Source organism: Escherichia sp. KS167_9B (assembly GCF_030295215.1).
Lineage (GTDB): Bacteria > Pseudomonadota > Gammaproteobacteria > Enterobacterales > Enterobacteriaceae > Escherichia > Escherichia coli_F.
The window spans coordinates 553,483-571,777 of record NZ_AP025754.1; the positions used below are offsets into that span (position 1 = coordinate 553,483).

Below are 18,295 nucleotides of genomic sequence, written 5' to 3' on the forward strand. Positions count from 1 at the left end.
CTATTAACCGTGTCACAGAGTGGAGAAAGAAATGGCTCGTCTGGCAGCATTTGATATGGACGGCACTTTATTGATGCCTGACCATCATTTAGGTGAGAAAACACTCTCTACTTTGGCACGACTGCGTGAACGCGACATTACCCTCACTTTCGCCACAGGTCGTCATGCGCTGGAGATGCAGCATATTCTCGGGGCGCTATCGCTGGATGCGTATTTGATTACCGGCAACGGAACGCGCGTGCATTCTCTGGAAGGTGAACTTTTACATCGTGATGATTTACCTGCGGATGTGGCAGAGCTGGTGCTGTATCAGCAATGGGATACCCGAGCTAGCATGCATATTTTCAATGACGATGGTTGGTTTACCGGAAAAGAGATCCCTGCGTTGTTGCAGGCATTTGTCTATAGCGGTTTTCGTTATCAGATAATCGATGTTAAAAAAATGCCACTCGGCAGCGTCACCAAGATCTGCTTCTGTGGCGATCACGACGATCTTACACGCTTGCTGATCCAACTACACGAAGCATTAGGCGAGCGTGCACATTTGTGTTTTTCCGCGACGGATTGCCTCGAAGTGCTCCCGGTGGGCTGCAATAAAGGCGCTGCATTGACGGTGCTGACCCAACATTTAGGTTTATCGTTGCGCGATTGCATGGCCTTTGGTGATGCGATGAACGATCGCGAAATGTTAGGCAGCGTCGGTAGCGGCTTTATTATGGGCAATGCGATGCTGCAACTGCGCGCGGAGCTCCCTCATTTACCGGTGATTGGACATTGCCGAAATCAGGCGGTCTCTCACTATTTGACGCACTGGCTGGACTATCCACATCTACCTTATTCCCCCGAATAACGAGATCCCTTCCAGCACCGGGCAATTGCCCGGTTTTTTTTGCGTTGAATTTGTCATTTTGTGCCGTGATGTTTAAACCGCACAGAATAAATTGTCGCGATTTCACCTTTAAAATAGAATTAAAAGAGAAAAAAATTCTCTGTGGAAGGGTTATGTTAGATAAAATTGACCGTAAGCTGCTGGCCTTACTACAGCAGGATTGCACCCTCTCTTTGCAGGCATTGGCTGAAGCCGTTAATCTGACAACCACGCCTTGCTGGAAGCGACTGAAACGGTTGGAGGATGACGGTATCCTTATCGGCAAAGTCGCCCTGTTGGACCCGGAAAAAATTGGCCTCGGTCTGACCGCCTTTGTGCTGATAAAAACGCAACATCACAGCAGCGAATGGTATTGCCGCTTTGTGACGGTGGTTACTGAAATGCCAGAAGTGCTGGGGTTCTGGCGCATGGCCGGGGAATACGATTATCTGATGCGCGTCCAGGTTGCCGATATGAAACGCTACGACGAGTTTTATAAGCGTCTGGTAAACAGCGTGCCGGGGCTGTCGGACGTCACTTCCAGCTTCGCGATGGAACAGATTAAATACACCACTTCTTTACCCATCGAATAAATATCCAGAATCAGGTCAGGACACAACGCGTGCGATTATTTGCTCAATTAAGCTGGTATTTCCGTCGGGAATGGCGTCGCTATCTCGGGGCTGTCGCCTTGCTTGTCATTATCGCGATGCTGCAACTGGTTCCGCCGAAAGTGGTTGGTATTGTTGTCGATGGCGTGACAGAACAACACTTTACTACCGGGCAGATCCTGATGTGGATCGCCACCATGGTGCTGATTGCCGTTGTGGTTTATCTCCTGCGTTACGTCTGGCGTGTATTGCTGTTTGGCGCGTCTTACCAACTGGCGGTAGAACTGCGCGAAGATTATTACCGTCAGCTAAGCCGGCAGCATCCTGAGTTTTACCTGCGTCATCGCACGGGTGACCTCATGGCTCGTGCGACCAATGACGTCGATCGGGTCGTGTTTGCCGCCGGAGAAGGGGTGCTGACGCTGGTGGATTCACTGGTGATGGGCTGCGCTGTGTTGATTATGATGTCTACGCAAATTAGCTGGCAGTTGACCTTATTTGCCCTGTTACCTATGCCAGTGATGGCGATCATGATTAAGCGCAACGGCGATGCCTTGCATGAACGCTTTAAGCTGGCACAGGCGGCGTTTTCCAGTCTTAATGACCGCACCCAGGAAAGCCTCACCAGTATCCGCATGATCAAAGCCTTTGGTCTGGAAGATCGCCAGTCGGCGTTATTTGCCGCGGATGCCGAAGATACCGGCAAAAAAAACATGCGGGTGGCGCGTATTGATGCTCGTTTCGACCCGACCATCTATATCGCGATTGGTATGGCGAACTTGCTGGCGATTGGCGGCGGTAGTTGGATGGTGGTGCAGGGCAGTTTAACGCTGGGCCAGCTCACCAGTTTTATGATGTATTTAGGTCTGATGATTTGGCCGATGCTGGCGCTGGCATGGATGTTTAACATAGTGGAGCGTGGTAGTGCTGCGTACAGCCGTATTCGCGCGATGCTGGCGGAAGCGCCGGTGGTGAACGATGGTAGCGAACCCGTGCCGCAAGGGCGGGGTGAACTGGATGTAAATATTCGCCAGTTTATGTATCCGCAGACTGACCATCCTGCGCTGGAAAACATTAATTTCGCCCTGAAACCCGGTCAGATGCTGGGTATCTGCGGGCCGACTGGTTCCGGCAAAAGTACCCTGTTGTCGCTCATTCAGCGTCATTTCGACGTCAGCGAGGGGGATATTCGCTTTCATGATATTCCTCTGACGAAGTTACAACTCGATAGCTGGCGTAGCCGCCTGGCGGTGGTCAGCCAGACGCCATTCCTTTTTTCCGACACCGTGGCGAACAACATCGCGCTGGGTTGCCCGAATGCCACACAGCAAGAGATTGAGCATGTCGCGCGGTTAGCCAGCGTACATGACGATATTTTGCGTCTACCGCAAGGTTACGATACAGAGGTGGGCGAGCGCGGCGTGATGCTTTCTGGTGGGCAAAAACAGCGTATCTCCATTGCTCGTGCGTTATTAGTCAACGCGGAAATCCTCATCCTTGATGATGCGCTTTCGGCGGTGGACGGACGCACAGAGCACCAGATCCTGCATAACCTGCGCCAGTGGGGGCAGGGAAGGACGGTAATCATCAGTGCCCATCGCCTCTCTGCACTGACGGAAGCCAGTGAAATTATTGTGATGCAGCACGGACATATCGCCCAGCGTGGCAATCATGATGCACTGGCGCAACAAAGCGGCTGGTATCGCGATATGTATCGCTATCAACAACTGGAGGCGGCGCTCGACGACGCTCCGGAAATTCGCGAGGAGGCCATCGATGCGTAGTTTTAGCCAACTGTGGCCGACTCTCAAGCGCCTGTTAGCGTACGGTTCGCCGTGGCGTAAACCGTTGGGGATTGCGGTCCTGATGATGTGGGTTGCGGCGGCGGCAGAAGTCAGCGGGCCGCTGCTTATCAGCTATTTTATCGACAATATGGTAGCGAAAAATAACCTGCCGTTGAAAGTGGTTGCCGGGCTGGCGGCGGCGTATGTTGGGCTACAACTGTTTGCCGCTGGGCTACATTACGCGCAATCGCTGCTGTTTAATCGGGCGGCGGTTGGCGTGGTACAACAGTTGCGCACGGATGTGATGGACGCCGCGCTGCGCCAGCCATTAAGCGAGTTTGATACTCAGCCGGTCGGGCAGGTGATTTCCCGCGTTACCAATGATACTGAAGTGATCCGTGATCTCTACGTTACCGTAGTGGCAACTGTCCTGCGTAGTGCCGCACTGGTGGGTGCGATGCTGGTGGCAATGTTCAGCCTCGACTGGCGAATGGCGCTGGTGGCGATAATGATTTTCCCGGTGGTGCTGGTGGTGATGGTGATATACCAGCGTTACAGCACGCCGATTGTCCGTCGTGTGCGCGCCTATCTGGCAGATATCAACGACGGCTTTAACGAAATCATCAACGGCATGAGCGTCATCCAGCAGTTTCGTCAGCAGGCGCGATTTGGCGAACGTATGGGCGAGGCCAGTCGTTCACACTATATGGCGAGGATGCAAACCCTACGCCTCGACGGTTTTCTGCTGCGTCCGCTGCTGAGTCTATTTTCATCGCTCATTCTTTGTGGCTTGTTGATGCTGTTTGGCTTCTCCGCCAGCGGTACCATTGAAGTGGGCGTACTGTATGCGTTTATCAGCTATCTTGGGCGGCTTAACGAACCCTTAATCGAACTGACCACGCAACAGGCGATGCTGCAACAGGCTGTTGTTGCTGGTGAGCGCGTGTTTGAGCTGATGGACGGACCGCGCCAGCAATATGGCAATGATGATCGCCCCTTACAGAGCGGCAACATTGAAGTCGATAACGTGTCATTTGCTTATCGCGATGACAATCTGGTACTGAAGAACATTAATCTCTCGGTGCCTTCGCGCAACTTTGTGGCGCTGGTGGGGCATACCGGCAGTGGTAAAAGTACCCTCGCCAGTTTATTGATGGGCTATTACCCGCTAACGGAAGGTGATATTCGCCTTGATGGTCGTCCATTAAGTTCGCTAAGTCACAGCGCGCTGCGCCAGGGCGTGGCAATGGTGCAGCAAGATCCGGTAGTGCTGGCGGATACATTCCTCGCCAACGTGACGCTGGGACGTGATATCTCCGAAGAACGCGTCTGGCAGGCGCTGGAAACCGTGCAACTGGCGGAGCTGGCGCGCAGCATGAGTGATGGTATTTATACGCCGCTGGGCGAGCAGGGGAATAATCTCTCCGTCGGGCAAAAGCAACTGCTGGCACTGGCGCGCGTGCTGGTGGAGACACCGCAAATACTGATCCTCGATGAAGCCACCGCCAGCATTGACTCCGGTACTGAACAGGCGATTCAACACGCACTGGCGGCGGTGCGTGAACACACTACGCTTGTGGTGATTGCTCACCGCTTATCGACCATTGTCGATGCCGACACCATTCTGGTGCTTCATCGTGGTCAGGCTGTGGAACAGGGGACTCACCAGCAACTGCTGGCAGCCCAGGGGCGCTACTGGCAGATGTATCAACTGCAACTTGCGGGCGAAGAGCTGGCAGCCAGCGTGCGTGAAGATGAATCATTGAGCGCCTGAATAGCGCAATATTTCATCGTTGGTGCAAAAATGTAACGCACTGTGCACTGTCATAGTGCGTTTTTGTTTTCAATCTTCTTAACTTCCTGCTCTCTTTCTCGTTTTTCATTTCTGGCACACCGCTTGCAATACCTTCTTCGTGTAGCAGAACCATTACCGAATTCTGACCGGAGGGGATCTATGAAGCTGGTGACCGTGATAATCAAACCATTCAAGCTGGAAGACGTTCGTGAAGCGTTATCTTCCATTGGTATTCAGGGCCTGACCGTCACCGAAGTGAAAGGTTTCGGGCGTCAGAAAGGGCATGCCGAGCTGTACCGGGGGGCGGAATACAGCGTCAACTTTCTGCCAAAAGTAAAAATTGATGTGGCGATTGCTGATGACCAACTCGATGAAGTGATCGATATCGTCAGCAAAGCGGCTTACACCGGAAAAATTGGCGACGGCAAAATCTTCGTCGCTGAATTGCAACGCGTCATTCGTATTCGTACCGGCGAAGCCGACGAAGCGGCGCTGTAATCTCTGGCACACAGCAACAGGAACGAAAAATGAAGATAGCGACGATAAAAACTGGGCTTGCTTCACTGGCGATGCTGCCGGGACTGGTAATGGCTGCACCTGCGGTGGCCGATAAAGCTGACAATGCGTTTATGATGATTTGTACTGCGCTGGTGCTGTTTATGACTATTCCGGGTATTGCCCTGTTTTACGGTGGGTTAATTCGCGGCAAAAACGTGCTGTCGATGCTGACGCAGGTGACGGTGACGTTTGCACTGGTCTGTATTCTCTGGGTGGTTTACGGTTACTCGCTGGCGTTTGGTGAGGGCAACAACTTCTTTGGCAACATTAACTGGTTGATGCTGAAAAACATCGAACTGACGGCGGTGATGGGCAGCATTTATCAGTATATCCACGTGGCGTTTCAGGGATCGTTTGCCTGCATTACCGTAGGCTTGATCGTCGGGGCGCTGGCGGAACGGATCCGCTTCTCAGCTGTGCTGATTTTCGTGGTGGTGTGGCTGACGCTTTCTTACATTCCGATTGCGCATATGGTCTGGGGCGGCGGTTTGCTGGCTTCTCACGGTGCGCTGGATTTTGCGGGTGGCACGGTGGTGCACATTAACGCCGCTATTGCAGGTCTGGTGGGCGCATATCTAATTGGTAAACGCGTGGGCTTCGGCAAAGAGGCGTTTAAACCGCACAACCTGCCGATGGTCTTTACCGGCACTGCCATTCTCTATATCGGCTGGTTTGGCTTTAATGCCGGGTCAGCGGGCACGGCGAATGAAATTGCAGCACTGGCATTTGTGAATACTGTGGTCGCAACTGCGGCGGCAATTCTTGGCTGGATCTTCGGTGAATGGGCGCTGCGTGGTAAGCCTTCACTGCTGGGAGCGTGTTCAGGCGCGATTGCCGGTCTGGTCGGCGTGACGCCAGCCTGTGGCTACATTGGTGTTGGCGGCGCGTTGATTATCGGCGTAGTCGCTGGTCTGGCGGGCTTGTGGGGCGTTACCATGCTCAAACGCTTGCTGCGGGTGGATGATCCCTGTGATGTCTTCGGTGTGCACGGCGTTTGTGGCATTGTCGGCTGTATCATGACTGGGATTTTTGCCGCCAGTTCGCTGGGCGGAGTGGGCTTCGCTGAAGGTGTGACGATGGGCCATCAGTTGCTGGTACAGCTGGAAAGCATTGCCATTACGATTGTCTGGTCCGGTGTGGTGGCGTTTATTGGCTACAAACTGGCGGATCTGACGGTTGGTCTGCGTGTACCGGAAGAACAGGAGCGAGAAGGGTTGGACGTCAACAGCCACGGCGAAAATGCCTATAACGCGTAATAAGCACTGCAAAAAACAGCCGGACGGTTTTCACCTCCGGCTTTTTTTTTAATTGTGATTACGCATTACCCCTTCCTGAACGGTCGAGGCAATCAGCACGCCGTCCTGGGTATAAAACTCACCGCGCACAAAGCCGCGTGCGCTGGACGCCGAGGTGCTCTCCACGCTATACAGCAGCCATTCATTCAAATTAAACGGGCGATGGAACCACATGGAATGGTCGATGGTTGCTATCTGAATCCCTGGTTCGAGAAAACCGATGCCGTGCGGCTGTAAAGCTACCGGCAGGAAGTTAAGATCAGAAGCGTAACCGAGCAGATACTGATGAACACGCAGATCATCCGGTACGCTACCATTTGCGCGGATCCACACCTGACGATGTGGTTCTGCGACATGCCCTTTCAGTGGGTTATGAAATTCTACCGGACGGACTTCCAGCGGACGATCGCAGATGAATTTATCTTTCAGCACTGGCGGCAGCAGGTGCGCCAGCGATTGGGCGATTTGCGTTTCTGAAGGCAGGCCATCAGGTGCGGGTGCGGGTGGCATAGCTTTTTGATGTTCGAAACCCGCTTCCGGAGCCTGGAAAGAGGCTGTCATATAGAAAATCGGTTTACCGTTTTGAATAGCAGCAACCCGGCGGGCGCTGAAGCTGTTACCGTCACGCAACGTTTCGACATCATAAATAATCGGCTTCTTACTGTCGCCTGGGCGAAGAAAGTAGCTGTGAAACGAATGGACCAGCCGCTCTTCAGGGACAGTCTCTTTTGCAGCATACAAGGCCTGACCCACGACCTGGCCGCCAAACACCTGGCGTAAACCTAAATCTTCACTCTGGCCGCGAAAGAGTCCTTCCTCAATTTTTTCCAGATTTAACAATGTCAGTAAATTTTTTAGCGCCTGACTCATATAACTCTCCAGTAACAAAGCTGCCGCAGCAAGCCAAAGTGAGTTGAGTATAACGCAAATTTGCCACTGGTCCGATGGGTGCAATAGTCTGAATTACTAGCCAATTACAGGCAGAAATGCGTGATGTGTGCCACACTTGTTGACGTTACTATTTTGTTAACCACTCTTCCGGCGAGGAAAGTTAGCCCGCTGGTGCATTGATAATAAGGAGAAGTGAATGAAACTCGTGCACATGGCCAGTGGTTTAGCGGTTGCGATTGCGTTGGCGGCTTGCGCAGATAAAAGCGCGGATATTCAGACGCCAGCACCGGCTGCAAATACGTCTATTTCAGCAAAACAGCAACCTGCTATCCAGCAACCGAATGTTTCCGGTACCGTCTGGATCCGTCAGAAAGTCGCACTGCCGCCTGATGCCGTGCTGACCGTGACACTTTCTGACGCATCATTAGCCGATGCACCGTCAAAAGTGCTGGCTCAAAAAGCGGTGCGTACTGAAGGTAAACAGTCACCATTCAGCTTTGTTCTGCCATTTAACCCGGCAGATGTTCAGCCGAACGCGCGTATTCTGTTGAGTGCGGCGATTACCGTGAATGACAAACTGGTATTTATTACCGATACCGTTCAGCCGGTGATCAACCAGGGCGGAACTAAAGCTGACCTGACATTGGTGCCGGTGCAGCAAACCGCCGTGCCGGTTCAGGCCAGCGGTGGCGCAACGACTACCGTACCATCAACTTCACCAACCCAGGTGAATCCGTCTTCGGCAGTTCCAGCTCCTACGCAATATTAAGCGAAGTTAACCCTCTCCGCCCGGAGAGGGTTAGTAGTTCCAGCGATAACGCTGCAAGTCGATTTGCCCTCTTCCTGACACCATCACACCTTCTGCCAGTAATGCCTGTCGCTGACGCTGTAAATCCGGTCCGGTTAGCGAAATGGTGCCGTGGCGATTAACCACCCGATGCCAGGGCAAGGTGCTGCCTTCCGGGAGACGCTTTAACACACCACCCACCTGGCGCGCGGCGCGGGGCGATCCCGCCAGTTTCGCCACATCACCGTAAGTGGTGACATAGCCTTCGGGAATAGCGGCTACGATTTGCCAGACGCGTTGGGGAAATGAATCTTCTTTTTCCATCTTTTCTTCCTGAGGTAATTTTTCAGCATAATCTGGAAAAACGCCCGAGTGAAGCCGCATTGCGCAAGAAACCAGCATCTGGCACGCAATGGGTTGCAATTAGCCGGGGCAGCAGTGATAATGCGCCTGCGCGTTGGTTCTCAACGCTCTCAATGGGGGCTCTGTTGGTTCTCCCGCAACGCTACTCTGTTTACCAGGTCAGGTCCGGAAGGAAGCAGCCAAGGCAGATGACGCGTGTGCCGGGATGTAGCTGGCAGGGCCCCCACCCATTTTTGCCTCCCCCGTTTCGTCAAAAAATCCCAACATGGCTAAACTTTAACCACAACTGACGTCGCAAGAATTGTCTGGCTGCGCAGTACGCTTCGGAGGTATGTCTGATGAAGTATGTTGATGGTTTTGTGGTTGCCGTTCCTGCCGATAAAAAGGATGCCTATCGGGAAATGGCCGCTAAGGCCGCGCCATTGTTTAAAGAGTTTGGCGCGCTTCGTATTGTCGAATGCTGGGCCAGCGATGTACCGGATGGCAAAGTGACCGATTTTCGTATGGCGGTGAAAGCGGAAGAGAATGAAGAGGTTGTCTTTAGCTGGATTGAATACCCTTCAAAAGAGGTCCGCGACGCTGCTAATCAAAAGATGATGTCGGACCCACGGATGAAGGAGTTCGGCGAGTCCATGCCGTTTGATGGCAAGCGAATGATCTATGGCGGATTCGAGTCAATCATCGACGAATAGGTAGCGTGACGGGCTGTGCGGCGTGCCGTCAGCCCAAAAATTCACAAATGTTGCTCGGCCCAGCGTAAGAAATCCTCTTTCGGTAATGCCTTGCTATAGAGCCAGCCCTGGCCGTAGTGCACGCCATGCTGGCGTAGCCACTCTTCTTGTTTACTGGTTTCGATTCCCTCCGCTACCATTTTCAGTTTCAGTGTTTTTGCCATTTCGATGATATGTGGCGTGACATTTTTATATTCCAGCGCATCAACGAAAGATTTATCGATCTTCAGAATGTCGACATCCAGATCCTGTAAATAGCTTAAACTTGAATACCCCGTACCAAAATCATCGAGATAAATTTCATGGCCCGCCTCCCGGTAGCGAGAAATTATCGGGGCGCTGGTTTTCGGATCGGCAAACTCGCGTTCAGTGAGTTCAAGCGCGATCTGTCTGGGATTAACCTGATAGTGATTGATCATTTCACGCAGCAATTGCGGGATTTTTTCCGAGGTGAGCACGGTGGATTCAAGATTGATCGAAATATGCTGCTGCGGATGCTGACGCAGCCAGTCGCCCATATCTTCAAAGACACTTTTTATAATCAGTAGCGTCAACGGCTCAGAAAGCCCCGTTTGCTGTGCCAGCGGAATAAAACTATCTGGTGACAACCAACTACCGTCTGTCTGCGGCCAGCGCGCCAGTGCCTCAGCACCGACAATTTTGCCATTGGCTAAGGAGACAATCGGCTGATAGTGCACGCAAATATCACGATTTTCGATAGCATCCTGCAGCCGATGATGCGGTGACTGGATACGGCGCAAAATACGCAGCACAAACATCGCTGCCAGCAGGCCAATCACCAACCCGAGCGGTAACCAAATAAAGACTTGCCGATGCCAGCCTTTCTGCAACATTTTCGTTGAAGCCCAGGTGATGATCGAAATATTCATCTCCGGGAAGGGCTGGATATCGTAAATAATTCCATTATTTTCGATATGCTCACCGGGTGTTTTTTGTAGCCTGGTAATAATTCCCTGAGCAATTTCATCGCTGCTGGTTATGACAACATTATGGGCATTGCCAATAATGGCGGCATCAATTTGCCATGAGCTATAGGGAATGACATCAATAAAGGAAGCGGGGTCGATCATGACGACATAATGTGCCGTTCCTATGGCGACCATGTAACGGATAATGCCTAAATCGTTATGCGATGTTAACCAGACCCGATAACCATCTTTCGAAATTTTACCTGGCTCGGGGAAGGCATCGGGTGGGCTTTCATGCTCCAGAGACGAACACTGGGGAACGTTGTTATCGATATAGACCACTTCCTGAATATAGCGATAACTGTAAGATACCCGACGCATTTTCATGAGATGGGCTGCGCTACAGGCCGCACCTTGCCACCTTTCCAGCTCCTGCAGAGCATCTTTCCCTTGTATCGCCACCTTATTGGCCCGAATAGCGACGCGGGAGGAATAAGTATTCAGCTCTTCAATAAACGATGTTTGTACTTGCTGATGGGCCAGCCAGATGCTTAAGCCGACAGGCAGTAATACTGAAAGAATCAGTACTCCCGAAATCAGGCTGACCAGATGTCGTGTTCTCACCAGCATATCCTTATTAACACAGTGTAGGGAAAGTATATCTGATTGTGGAAAAAGGCAGGCAGGAGATAAGGAGGTAGAGCTGGTATTTCATGAAGCGATGGGTGGAAACGATCGTTGTCATTTGACCAGGCGTAGAGCTTTACGCCTGGTATGTAACCCTAACTTAAGATGTTGATTCGGCGCGAGCGAGGGTAAAAATATCGTAAAAAGACAGTTCACCTTTACGGACGATCATTTTTTGCAGTTGTTCTTTATGAACATCCGCGACACGCGGAGAGTTCAGGATGGCTTCAACCAGCGCGGCAGGTACAAAGCGCGTGTTGTACCATTCGCCGTTATAGCAAACGCGGAAATCCAGCACGTCGATATCTTCATAGCGGTAGCGTGGGTAGACATCGAAAAAGAAGAAACCATTAAGCAGGATAAATAATACAACCAGTAGCCAGACAGAGCCTGACAGCGTTTCGGACTGCAACATCACCGCCAGGGTGGCAAAAAAAGCAACGTACATACCGATAAACAGCCCCGGATGTTTACGGATAAAACTGATACTAAAGCGGGGTTTGTTGTCGCGTTTTTCGCGGGTATTCAGAGACTCAATCGTTTCGGTCAGCAGGCGTTGTATTTCGGTCATCGTTTGCCTTCGTGGTATCTGCAACTTTCCAGGGAACACCCTATTTTAACGTGGGAATAGTAGAGGGAAAGTAACAGATTTGCCACGATTTTGCATAACAGTTGCGAAAAACAGGTTACAATTTTTTAATGATTCTGGCTGGATTACCGCCCACGACAACATTGTCCGGGACATCTTTTGTGACAACTGCACCTGAGGCTACCACGACGTTATCACCAATGGTCACACCAGGGTTAATGACTGCGCGTCCGCCAATCCAGACGTTATTACCGATGGTGACGGGTTTCCCCAGTTCAACACCGCTATTACGTGCTACAGGGTCGATGGGATGTGTTGCTGTGTAGATATGAACACCTGGCGCTAACATACAGTTATCACCGATGCGAATAGGGCAGACATCAAGCATCACGCAATCGAAGTTGGCGAAAAAATTATTGCCGAGAAAAATGTTATAGCCATAGTCACAGCGAAACGTTGGCTCAATATAAGCCTCTGTCACCTGACCGAATAAATCAGCGAGAATTTGCTGGCGTAATGTGTGCTCTTCCGCCAGGGAATGATTGTATCGGTGAATAAGCTGACGAGCGCGCAGGCGATCGCGAGATAACGTCTCATCTGCCGAGCGATACAACTCACCAGCAATCATCTTTTCTTTTTCTGTGCTCATTACTGACCTCCGGTTGCTGAAAATGCGGCAACACAGTAAGACGAAAAGTCAGTGAAGAGAACGTTCCCATTACGTCTGTGTGATGAAGATCACATAGGGTGCGCCTTCATGGCGATAAAGTATAAAATTCTTAATAAACAGCTGGTTATAGCTCCGAAAGCCAATTATTTATTAGCGAATAAATTTCCATACTGAGGAAGGGATCTTGTCGTACAGTTTATTCATAGTCAATTCGGCGAGGCGGTGATCTGCGGCTGAGTAAAATACCGCCAGTTCATTATCTGATAATTCGTATTTATTTTTCTCGATAACACGCTCCAGCGTGTCAATTGTCTGGCAACGACGCAAACGCATTAAATAATCGGTTTTCGTTAAAGGTTTTTCGGACATACTTCTACCCATGGTTGTAATAATTCTAACAAGATAAACTCGCAGGATTCTCTTTCGTCGCATTGACAAAACAACGGAATAGTCGATTACCTGACTTCCGCCATTTTTGAAGATCCTGCATATTAATACCATAACTACTGAACAACATAAAGGTGTCATCCAGATATTCGTCGATCTGCTCAATGAGCTTATTGTCTTCATTATACTTAATTTTGTAATTAAGTGCGAAGGTCGCAATATGCTCAATCAGTTCATTCAACTGGAGGTTGATCGCCGAGGTTGGGTCGTTAACCCAGCCATGGTTGCTTTCTTCAAGGTTTGCAAGGCAATCATGATACAGGGTTTCACAGAGAAACTTAAGCTGTGCGATATCATGTCTTTTGGGTGAGTATTCATCCATAACGCGTCCCCTTCTTAGCGGTTGAACTAACGGACACCTTTCGGGATGGAAAAAACTTACTGACCTGGACTTGCCCTCTCGTTTGTTAGCTTAACTATAAGCCACTCTTTGCAGGTTTTCATCGCATTATTACGAAAAATTACAAATAGGAAGGAAGCGGGATAGGACTCACTTTTTCATACTAGCACCAACCCGCTGCAGGTAAAAGCAGTTTGCTCGAACTGTTCATAACATTTCAGGATTATCGCCAGATGAAATTGGTCACACTAATACCAGGAATGCTCTGAATATGTCGTAATAACCGATGAATGAATAAAGAATTACCGCAAATAATTAAGAAAAGCCTCTAAATGATTATGGATTATTAAATCTATTAGCCCTGCTTAATATAAATTAACTAACAATCAGTATTTTTTATGAATTTTATGCGAAGTTAATACTGGTTTTCATATGAGATTCTGAGTTGATTGTTCAGTTCCCCATTCAACTCGTAGGTTATGCATCTAAAAAAGGCCGCTTGCGCGGCCTTAGTGATTACACGTTGTATCAATGATGATCGACAGTATGGCTGTGCTCGATATCTTCATTCTTGCGGCTAAAGCGGCGGCGAACCACCACAAAGAATACCGGAACGAAGAAGATTGCCAGTACCGTTGCGGTCACCATCCCGCCCATTACACCGGTACCTACTGCGTTCTGCGCGCCGGAACCAGCACCAGTACTGATAACCAGCGGCATAACGCCGAGGATAAACGCCAACGAGGTCATCAGGATCGGACGTAAACGCATCCGCACCGCATCAAGCGTCGCTTCAATCAGACCTTTACCTTCTTTATCCATCAAGTCTTTGGCGAATTCGACGATAAGTATCGCGTTCTTCGCCGACAACCCAATGGTTGTGAGCAGGCCTACCTGGAAGTACACGTCATTGGTCAGGCCACGGAAGGTGGCTGCCAGCAAGGCACCGATAACCCCCAGCGGAACGACCAGCATAACGGAGAACGGAATCGACCAGCTCTCGTACAGCGCCGCCAGACACAGGAACACGACAATCAACGAAATCGCGTACAGTGAAGGTGCCTGGTTGCCGGAGAGACGTTCCTGATAGGACATCCCCGTCCAGTCATAGCCAACACCGGTAGGCAGTTTACTCGCCAGTTGTTCCATCAGCTCCATTGCTTCACCGGTACTTTTACCCGGTGCTGCCTGGCCTAAGATTTCCATGGATGGCAGGCCGTTGTAACGTTCCAGACGCGGCGAACCGTACTCCCAACGAGAAGAGGAGAACGCCGAGAACGGCACCATCTGACCATCAGCAGCACGAACATACCAGTCGCCGATATCATCCGGCAGCATACGGTATTTCGCTTCTGACATGACGTAAACTTTCTTCACACGACCGCGGTCGATAAAGTCGTTCACATAGCTACCGCCCCATGCAGCGCCCAGAGTGGTGTTAATGTCGTTGATAGAAACACCCAGCGCCTGCGCTTTTTCCTGGTCGATATCAATCTTAAACTGCGGGGTATCTTCCAGACCGTTTGGACGTACGCTGGTCAACATATCAGGGTGCTTCGCTGCTTCTGCAAGCAGTTGGTTACGTGCCTGAGTCAGTTTTTCGTGACCAAGGCCCGCCTGGTCAATCAGCTCAAAGTCGAAGCCGGTTGCCGTACCCAGTTCCACAATCGCAGGCAGGTTAAAGGCGAAGACCATCGCATCTTTGATTTGCGAGAAAGCGCGTGTTGCACGCATGGTAATCGCTTCAACTTTGTTTTCTTCGCCCGGGCGATCGGCCCAATCCTTCAAGGAAACGAACGCAATACCGGTATTCTGACCACGTCCCGCAAAGCCGAAGCCGTTAACGGCGAACACCGACTCAACGTTGTTCTTCTCTTTGGTCAGATAGTAATTCGTTACCTCATTGAGCACTTTCTGCGTACGTTCCTGCGTTGCACCTGCTGGCAGCTGAACCATGGTCATAAATACGCCCTGGTCTTCATCCGGCAAGAAGGAGCTTGGCAGACGCACGAACAGATAGGCCATGCCGACCACGATGATCAGATACAGCACCAGGTAACGCCCCGTACTGCGCAGAATACCGCCTACGCTGTCGGTGTAGTGGTGCGTGCTCTTCTCGAACATGCGGTTAAACCAGCCGAAGAAGCCTTTTTTGCCTTCCCCATGATCGCCTTTGGCAATTGGTTTCAGCATGGTGGCACAAAGAGCCGGAGTCAGGATCAACGCCACCAGTACCGACAGCGCCATTGCTGAAACAATGGTAATGGAGAACTGACGATAGATTGCCCCGGTAGAACCGCCAAAGAAGGCCATCGGTACGAACACCGCCGACAGCACCATCGCGATACCGACCAGAGCGCCCTGAATCTGCCCCATCGACTTACGGGTGGCTTCTTTTGGCGGCAAACCTTCTTCCGCCATCACACGCTCAACGTTTTCTACCACAACGATGGCGTCATCCACCAACAGGCCGATGGCGAGCACCATCCCGAACATTGTTAGCGTGTTTATCGAGAAGCCAAAGGCGGCAAGGACGGCAAAGGTCCCAAGCAATACCACCGGTACGGCAATGGTCGGAATCAACGTCGCGCGGAAGTTCTGCAAGAACAGATACATAACCAGGAAAACGAGGATGATCGCTTCGACCAGCGTTTTAACCACTTCGTGAATAGAGATTTTCACGAACGGCGTGGTGTCGTACGGGTAAACAATTTTCAGACCTGACGGGAAGAACGGTTCCATCTTCGCCAGTTCAGCACGGATTGCCGCAGCGGTATCCAGCGCGTTCGCGCCGGTTGCCAGCTTGATCCCCAGACCGGAAGCCGGTTGGCCGTTAAACTCTGCGATGATGTCGTAGTTCTCACCACCCAGCTCAATTTTCGCCACATCACGCAGCAGCACGCGGGAACCATCCTGATTCACTTTCAGCAGGATTTTGCCGAACTCTTCAGTAGAGGTCAGACGCGTCTGAGCAATAATAGAGGCGTTAAGCTGTTGGCCTTTCACCGGCGGCGTACCACCGAGCTGACCCGCCGCAACCTGGGCGTTCTGCGCTTTGATAGCGGTAATGACATCAACCGGCGTTAGCTGGTATTTGTTCAGTTCATTCGGGTTCATCCAGATACGCATCGCGTACTGAGAACCGAACAGCTGAACGTCACCCACGCCCGACGTACGGCTGATGGCGTCTTTCATATTCGCCGCCACGTAGTCGGAGATATCCTCCTGCGTCATGGTGCCATCGGTGTTGATAACGCCGACAACCATCAGGAAGCTACTGGACGATTTCTCAACGCTCACCCCTTGCTGCTGTACTTCTTGCGGCAGCAACGGCATTGCCAGCTGCAGTTTGTTCTGCACCTGAACCTGCGCGATATCCGCATCAGTACCAGACTCAAAGGTCAGGGTGATCTGCACGGTACCCGTGGAGTCACTGTTAGAGGACATGTACATCAGGTTATCGATACCATTCATATTCTGTTCGATAACCTGCGTCACCGTGTCCTGCACTGTTTTCGCATCAGCGCCGGGGTAGGAGGCGGAGATCGTTACTGCCGGCGGAGCAATCGTAGGATATTGCGCCACCGGCAGTTTGAGGATCGCCAGCCCCCCTGCCAACATGATGATGATGGCGATCACCCACGCAAAAATCGGGCGATCGATAAAGAAATTAGGCATGTCTTAACGGCTCCTGTTTAAGTTAAGACTTGGACTGTTCAGGCTGAGTACCGCTTGCGGCTTGCTGGTTATTATCAGCGGTAACTTCTTGTGCTTTTACCTGGACACCAGGACGCACTTTCTGCAGCCCACTTATTACTACGCGATCGCCTGCTTTCAGACCTTCTGTCACCAGCCACTTATCGCCAATAGCCTGGCTTGCAACGATCGGACGGGTTTCCACTTTGTCATCCGCGCCAACCACCAGTACGGTAGCATCGCCACGCGGCGTACGGGTTACACCCTGTTGCGGGACTAAAATGGCGTTTGGATTAAGCCCTTCTTCCAGACGTGCGCGCACGAACATACCCGGCAGCAGAGTGTGATCCGGGTTCGGGAAGATAGCGCGTAGGGTGATAGACCCGGTGGTCTGATCGACAGTAACGTCAGAGAACTCCAGCGTACCGTCCTGTGGGAACTTAATGCCGTCACTGGTGATCAGCGACACTTTGGCTTTGCCGTTCTCTTGTTTCAGCGTGCCATTTGCCAGTTCCTGTTTCAGGCGCAGGAAATCGTTGCTGGACTGAGTCACATCAACGTAGATCGGATCAAGTTGCTGCACGGTTGCCAGCGCAGTCGCCTGACCGTTTTGCACCAGGGCACCTTCCGTCACGTTTGACTTACCAATGCGGCCGCTAATTGGAGAGGTGACTTTGGTGTAAGCCAGATTGATACGCGCAGTTTCAACGGCAGCTTTCGCCGCAGTTACCGCGGCATTCGCCTGTTGCGCATCAGCCAGAGCCTGATCGTACTCTTGCTTACTGATGTACTGCGTACCCAGCAGTTTCTGATAACGATTCACCGTCAATTGCGCGATATTGGCTGCAGCCTGGGCTTTCGCTAAATCGCCTTTCGCACTGTCGTATGTCGCCTGATAGGTCGCAGGATCAATCTGATAGAGAGAGACACCTGCTTCGATGTCGCTACCTTCTTTGAAATTACGCTTCAGGATAATCCCGCTAACTTGAGGACGAACTTCTGCGATCCGGTAGGCACTGGTGCGACCCGGAAGCTCGGTTGTGATCTGCAGAGGTTCAGTTTTGACTGTAACTACGCCAACGGCGGGCATCTGCTGGCCACCTTGTTGGGCCTGTTTGTCGTCACATCCTGTTAGGGCTAAGCTGCCTGAGAGCATCAGAACGACCGCCAGAGGCGTAAACCCTCTGTTTTTGTTCATATGTAAACCTCGAGTGTCCGATTTCAAATTGGTCAATGGTCAAAAGTTAATAAACC

17 protein-coding genes and 1 other RNA gene are annotated in these 18,295 nt (G+C 51.3%); 9 read left to right on the plus strand and 9 right to left on the minus strand.

What is annotated here, in order from left to right; translation table 11 throughout:
• Positions 1 to 31: 31 nt before the first annotated feature.
• The 6 genes from cof to amtB all read left to right on the plus strand — a co-directional run bounded on the left by cof (position 32) and on the right by amtB (position 6,872).
• Complete coding sequence (gene cof / locus QUE34_RS02700; RefSeq protein WP_105268431.1) at positions 32 to 850, plus strand: HMP-PP phosphatase; 819 nt, start codon at positions 32 to 34, stop codon at positions 848 to 850.
• Between the two features lie 152 nt (positions 851 to 1,002).
• Complete coding sequence (gene decR / locus QUE34_RS02705) at positions 1,003 to 1,461, plus strand: DNA-binding transcriptional regulator DecR (protein WP_000884589.1); 459 nt, start codon at positions 1,003 to 1,005, stop codon at positions 1,459 to 1,461.
• A 29-nt stretch (positions 1,462 to 1,490) separates the two neighbouring features.
• Positions 1,491 to 3,263, plus strand: coding sequence for a SmdA family multidrug ABC transporter permease/ATP-binding protein (locus QUE34_RS02710; protein WP_105268430.1), 1,773 nt, complete (start codon positions 1,491 to 1,493; stop codon positions 3,261 to 3,263).
• The gene (locus QUE34_RS02715) at positions 3,256 to 5,037 is read left to right on the plus strand and encodes a SmdB family multidrug efflux ABC transporter permease/ATP-binding protein (protein ID WP_032183484.1); all 1,782 of its coding nucleotides are present in this window, start codon (positions 3,256 to 3,258) and stop codon (positions 5,035 to 5,037) included. Before QUE34_RS02710 ends, QUE34_RS02715 begins: the two co-directional genes overlap by 8 nt.
• 180 nt (positions 5,038 to 5,217) lie before the next feature.
• Positions 5,218 to 5,556, plus strand: a complete 339-nt coding sequence (gene glnK, locus QUE34_RS02720; RefSeq protein WP_000780338.1) for a P-II family nitrogen regulator — start codon at positions 5,218 to 5,220, stop codon at positions 5,554 to 5,556.
• A gap of 29 nt (positions 5,557 to 5,585) precedes the next feature.
• On the plus strand, positions 5,586 to 6,872 hold the full coding sequence (gene amtB, locus QUE34_RS02725; RefSeq protein WP_000685029.1) for an ammonium transporter AmtB: 1,287 nt from the start codon (positions 5,586 to 5,588) through the stop codon (positions 6,870 to 6,872).
• 48 nt (positions 6,873 to 6,920) lie between these two features.
• Here the strand turns inward: amtB and tesB are convergent, their stop codons facing one another.
• Positions 6,921 to 7,781: an acyl-CoA thioesterase II gene (gene tesB / locus QUE34_RS02730; RefSeq protein ID WP_032302580.1), complete on the minus strand. Its 861-nt coding sequence runs from the start codon at positions 7,779 to 7,781 to the stop codon at positions 6,921 to 6,923.
• A gap of 217 nt (positions 7,782 to 7,998) precedes the next feature.
• Between tesB and QUE34_RS02735 the strand changes: the two genes are divergently transcribed.
• Positions 7,999 to 8,571 carry a YbaY family lipoprotein gene (locus QUE34_RS02735; RefSeq protein WP_032302581.1) on the plus strand — a complete coding sequence of 191 codons (573 nt, stop codon included), beginning with the start codon at positions 7,999 to 8,001 and terminating at the stop codon, positions 8,569 to 8,571.
• A gap of 30 nt (positions 8,572 to 8,601) precedes the next feature.
• Here QUE34_RS02735 and QUE34_RS02740 read toward each other — a convergent pair whose 3' ends face one another.
• On the minus strand, positions 8,602 to 8,913 hold the full coding sequence (locus QUE34_RS02740; protein ID WP_000409907.1) for an MGMT family protein: 312 nt from the start codon (positions 8,911 to 8,913) through the stop codon (positions 8,602 to 8,604).
• Between the two features lie 162 nt (positions 8,914 to 9,075).
• Here QUE34_RS02740 and ffs point away from each other — a divergent pair.
• Both ffs and QUE34_RS02750 read left to right on the plus strand, forming a co-directional pair.
• Positions 9,076 to 9,172: signal recognition particle sRNA small type (gene ffs, locus QUE34_RS02745), an RNA gene on the plus strand.
• 118 nt (positions 9,173 to 9,290) lie between these two features.
• Complete coding sequence (locus QUE34_RS02750) at positions 9,291 to 9,644, plus strand: DUF1428 domain-containing protein (protein ID WP_000878140.1); 354 nt, start codon at positions 9,291 to 9,293, stop codon at positions 9,642 to 9,644.
• Positions 9,645 to 9,685: 41 nt separating this feature from the next.
• Here the strand turns inward: QUE34_RS02750 and pdeB are convergent, their stop codons facing one another.
• The 7 genes from pdeB to acrA all read right to left on the minus strand — a co-directional run bounded on the left by pdeB (position 9,686) and on the right by acrA (position 18,239).
• A complete protein-coding gene (pdeB, locus tag QUE34_RS02755) occupies positions 9,686 to 11,236 on the minus strand; it encodes a cyclic di-3',5'-guanosine monophosphate phosphodiesterase PdeB (RefSeq protein WP_001353400.1) in 1,551 nt (516 codons plus the stop codon).
• 163 nt (positions 11,237 to 11,399) lie between these two features.
• A complete protein-coding gene (locus QUE34_RS02760; RefSeq protein WP_000136192.1) occupies positions 11,400 to 11,870 on the minus strand; it encodes a YlaC family protein in 471 nt (156 codons plus the stop codon).
• 115 nt (positions 11,871 to 11,985) lie between these two features.
• Complete coding sequence (maa, locus tag QUE34_RS02765; RefSeq protein WP_032302582.1) at positions 11,986 to 12,537, minus strand: maltose O-acetyltransferase; 552 nt, start codon at positions 12,535 to 12,537, stop codon at positions 11,986 to 11,988.
• Positions 12,538 to 12,708: 171 nt separating this feature from the next.
• The gene (gene hha, locus QUE34_RS02770) at positions 12,709 to 12,927 is read right to left on the minus strand and encodes a hemolysin expression-modulating protein Hha (protein ID WP_001291435.1); all 219 of its coding nucleotides are present in this window, start codon (positions 12,925 to 12,927) and stop codon (positions 12,709 to 12,711) included.
• Positions 12,928 to 12,952: 25 nt separating this feature from the next.
• Positions 12,953 to 13,327, minus strand: a complete 375-nt coding sequence (gene tomB / locus QUE34_RS02775) for an Hha toxicity modulator TomB (RefSeq protein ID WP_000344800.1) — start codon at positions 13,325 to 13,327, stop codon at positions 12,953 to 12,955.
• Positions 13,328 to 13,873: 546 nt separating this feature from the next.
• A complete protein-coding gene (gene acrB, locus QUE34_RS02780; RefSeq protein WP_001132494.1) occupies positions 13,874 to 17,023 on the minus strand; it encodes an efflux RND transporter permease AcrB in 3,150 nt (1,049 codons plus the stop codon).
• Between the two features lie 22 nt (positions 17,024 to 17,045).
• Entirely contained in the window at positions 17,046 to 18,239 is a 1,194-nt protein-coding gene (gene acrA / locus QUE34_RS02785) for a multidrug efflux RND transporter periplasmic adaptor subunit AcrA (RefSeq protein ID WP_001353399.1), read from the minus strand.
• Between the last annotated feature and the right edge of the window lie 56 nt (positions 18,240 to 18,295).

Excerpts from the sequence above, each read along its gene's own strand:
- amtB (WP_000685029.1), top strand. The coding sequence starts at position 5,586 with ATGAAGATAGCGACGATAAAAACTGGGCTTGCTTCACTGGCGATGCTG.
- decR (WP_000884589.1), top strand. The coding sequence starts at position 1,003 with ATGTTAGATAAAATTGACCGTAAGCTGCTGGCCTTACTACAGCAGGAT.
- QUE34_RS02760 (WP_000136192.1), bottom strand. The coding sequence starts at position 11,870 with ATGACCGAAATACAACGCCTGCTGACCGAAACGATTGAGTCTCTGAAT.
- hha (WP_001291435.1), bottom strand. The coding sequence starts at position 12,927 with ATGTCCGAAAAACCTTTAACGAAAACCGATTATTTAATGCGTTTGCGT.
- glnK (WP_000780338.1), top strand. The coding sequence starts at position 5,218 with ATGAAGCTGGTGACCGTGATAATCAAACCATTCAAGCTGGAAGACGTT.
- cof (WP_105268431.1), top strand. The coding sequence starts at position 32 with ATGGCTCGTCTGGCAGCATTTGATATGGACGGCACTTTATTGATGCCT.
- maa (WP_032302582.1), bottom strand. The coding sequence starts at position 12,537 with ATGAGCACAGAAAAAGAAAAGATGATTGCTGGTGAGTTGTATCGCTCG.
- tomB (WP_000344800.1), bottom strand. The coding sequence starts at position 13,327 with ATGGATGAATACTCACCCAAAAGACATGATATCGCACAGCTTAAGTTT.
- QUE34_RS02735 (WP_032302581.1), top strand. The coding sequence starts at position 7,999 with ATGAAACTCGTGCACATGGCCAGTGGTTTAGCGGTTGCGATTGCGTTG.
- QUE34_RS02715 (WP_032183484.1), top strand. The coding sequence starts at position 3,256 with ATGCGTAGTTTTAGCCAACTGTGGCCGACTCTCAAGCGCCTGTTAGCG.
- acrB (WP_001132494.1), bottom strand. The coding sequence starts at position 17,023 with ATGCCTAATTTCTTTATCGATCGCCCGATTTTTGCGTGGGTGATCGCC.
- QUE34_RS02740 (WP_000409907.1), bottom strand. The coding sequence starts at position 8,913 with ATGGAAAAAGAAGATTCATTTCCCCAACGCGTCTGGCAAATCGTAGCC.
- tesB (WP_032302580.1), bottom strand. The coding sequence starts at position 7,781 with ATGAGTCAGGCGCTAAAAAATTTACTGACATTGTTAAATCTGGAAAAA.
- acrA (WP_001353399.1), bottom strand. The coding sequence starts at position 18,239 with ATGAACAAAAACAGAGGGTTTACGCCTCTGGCGGTCGTTCTGATGCTC.
- QUE34_RS02750 (WP_000878140.1), top strand. The coding sequence starts at position 9,291 with ATGAAGTATGTTGATGGTTTTGTGGTTGCCGTTCCTGCCGATAAAAAG.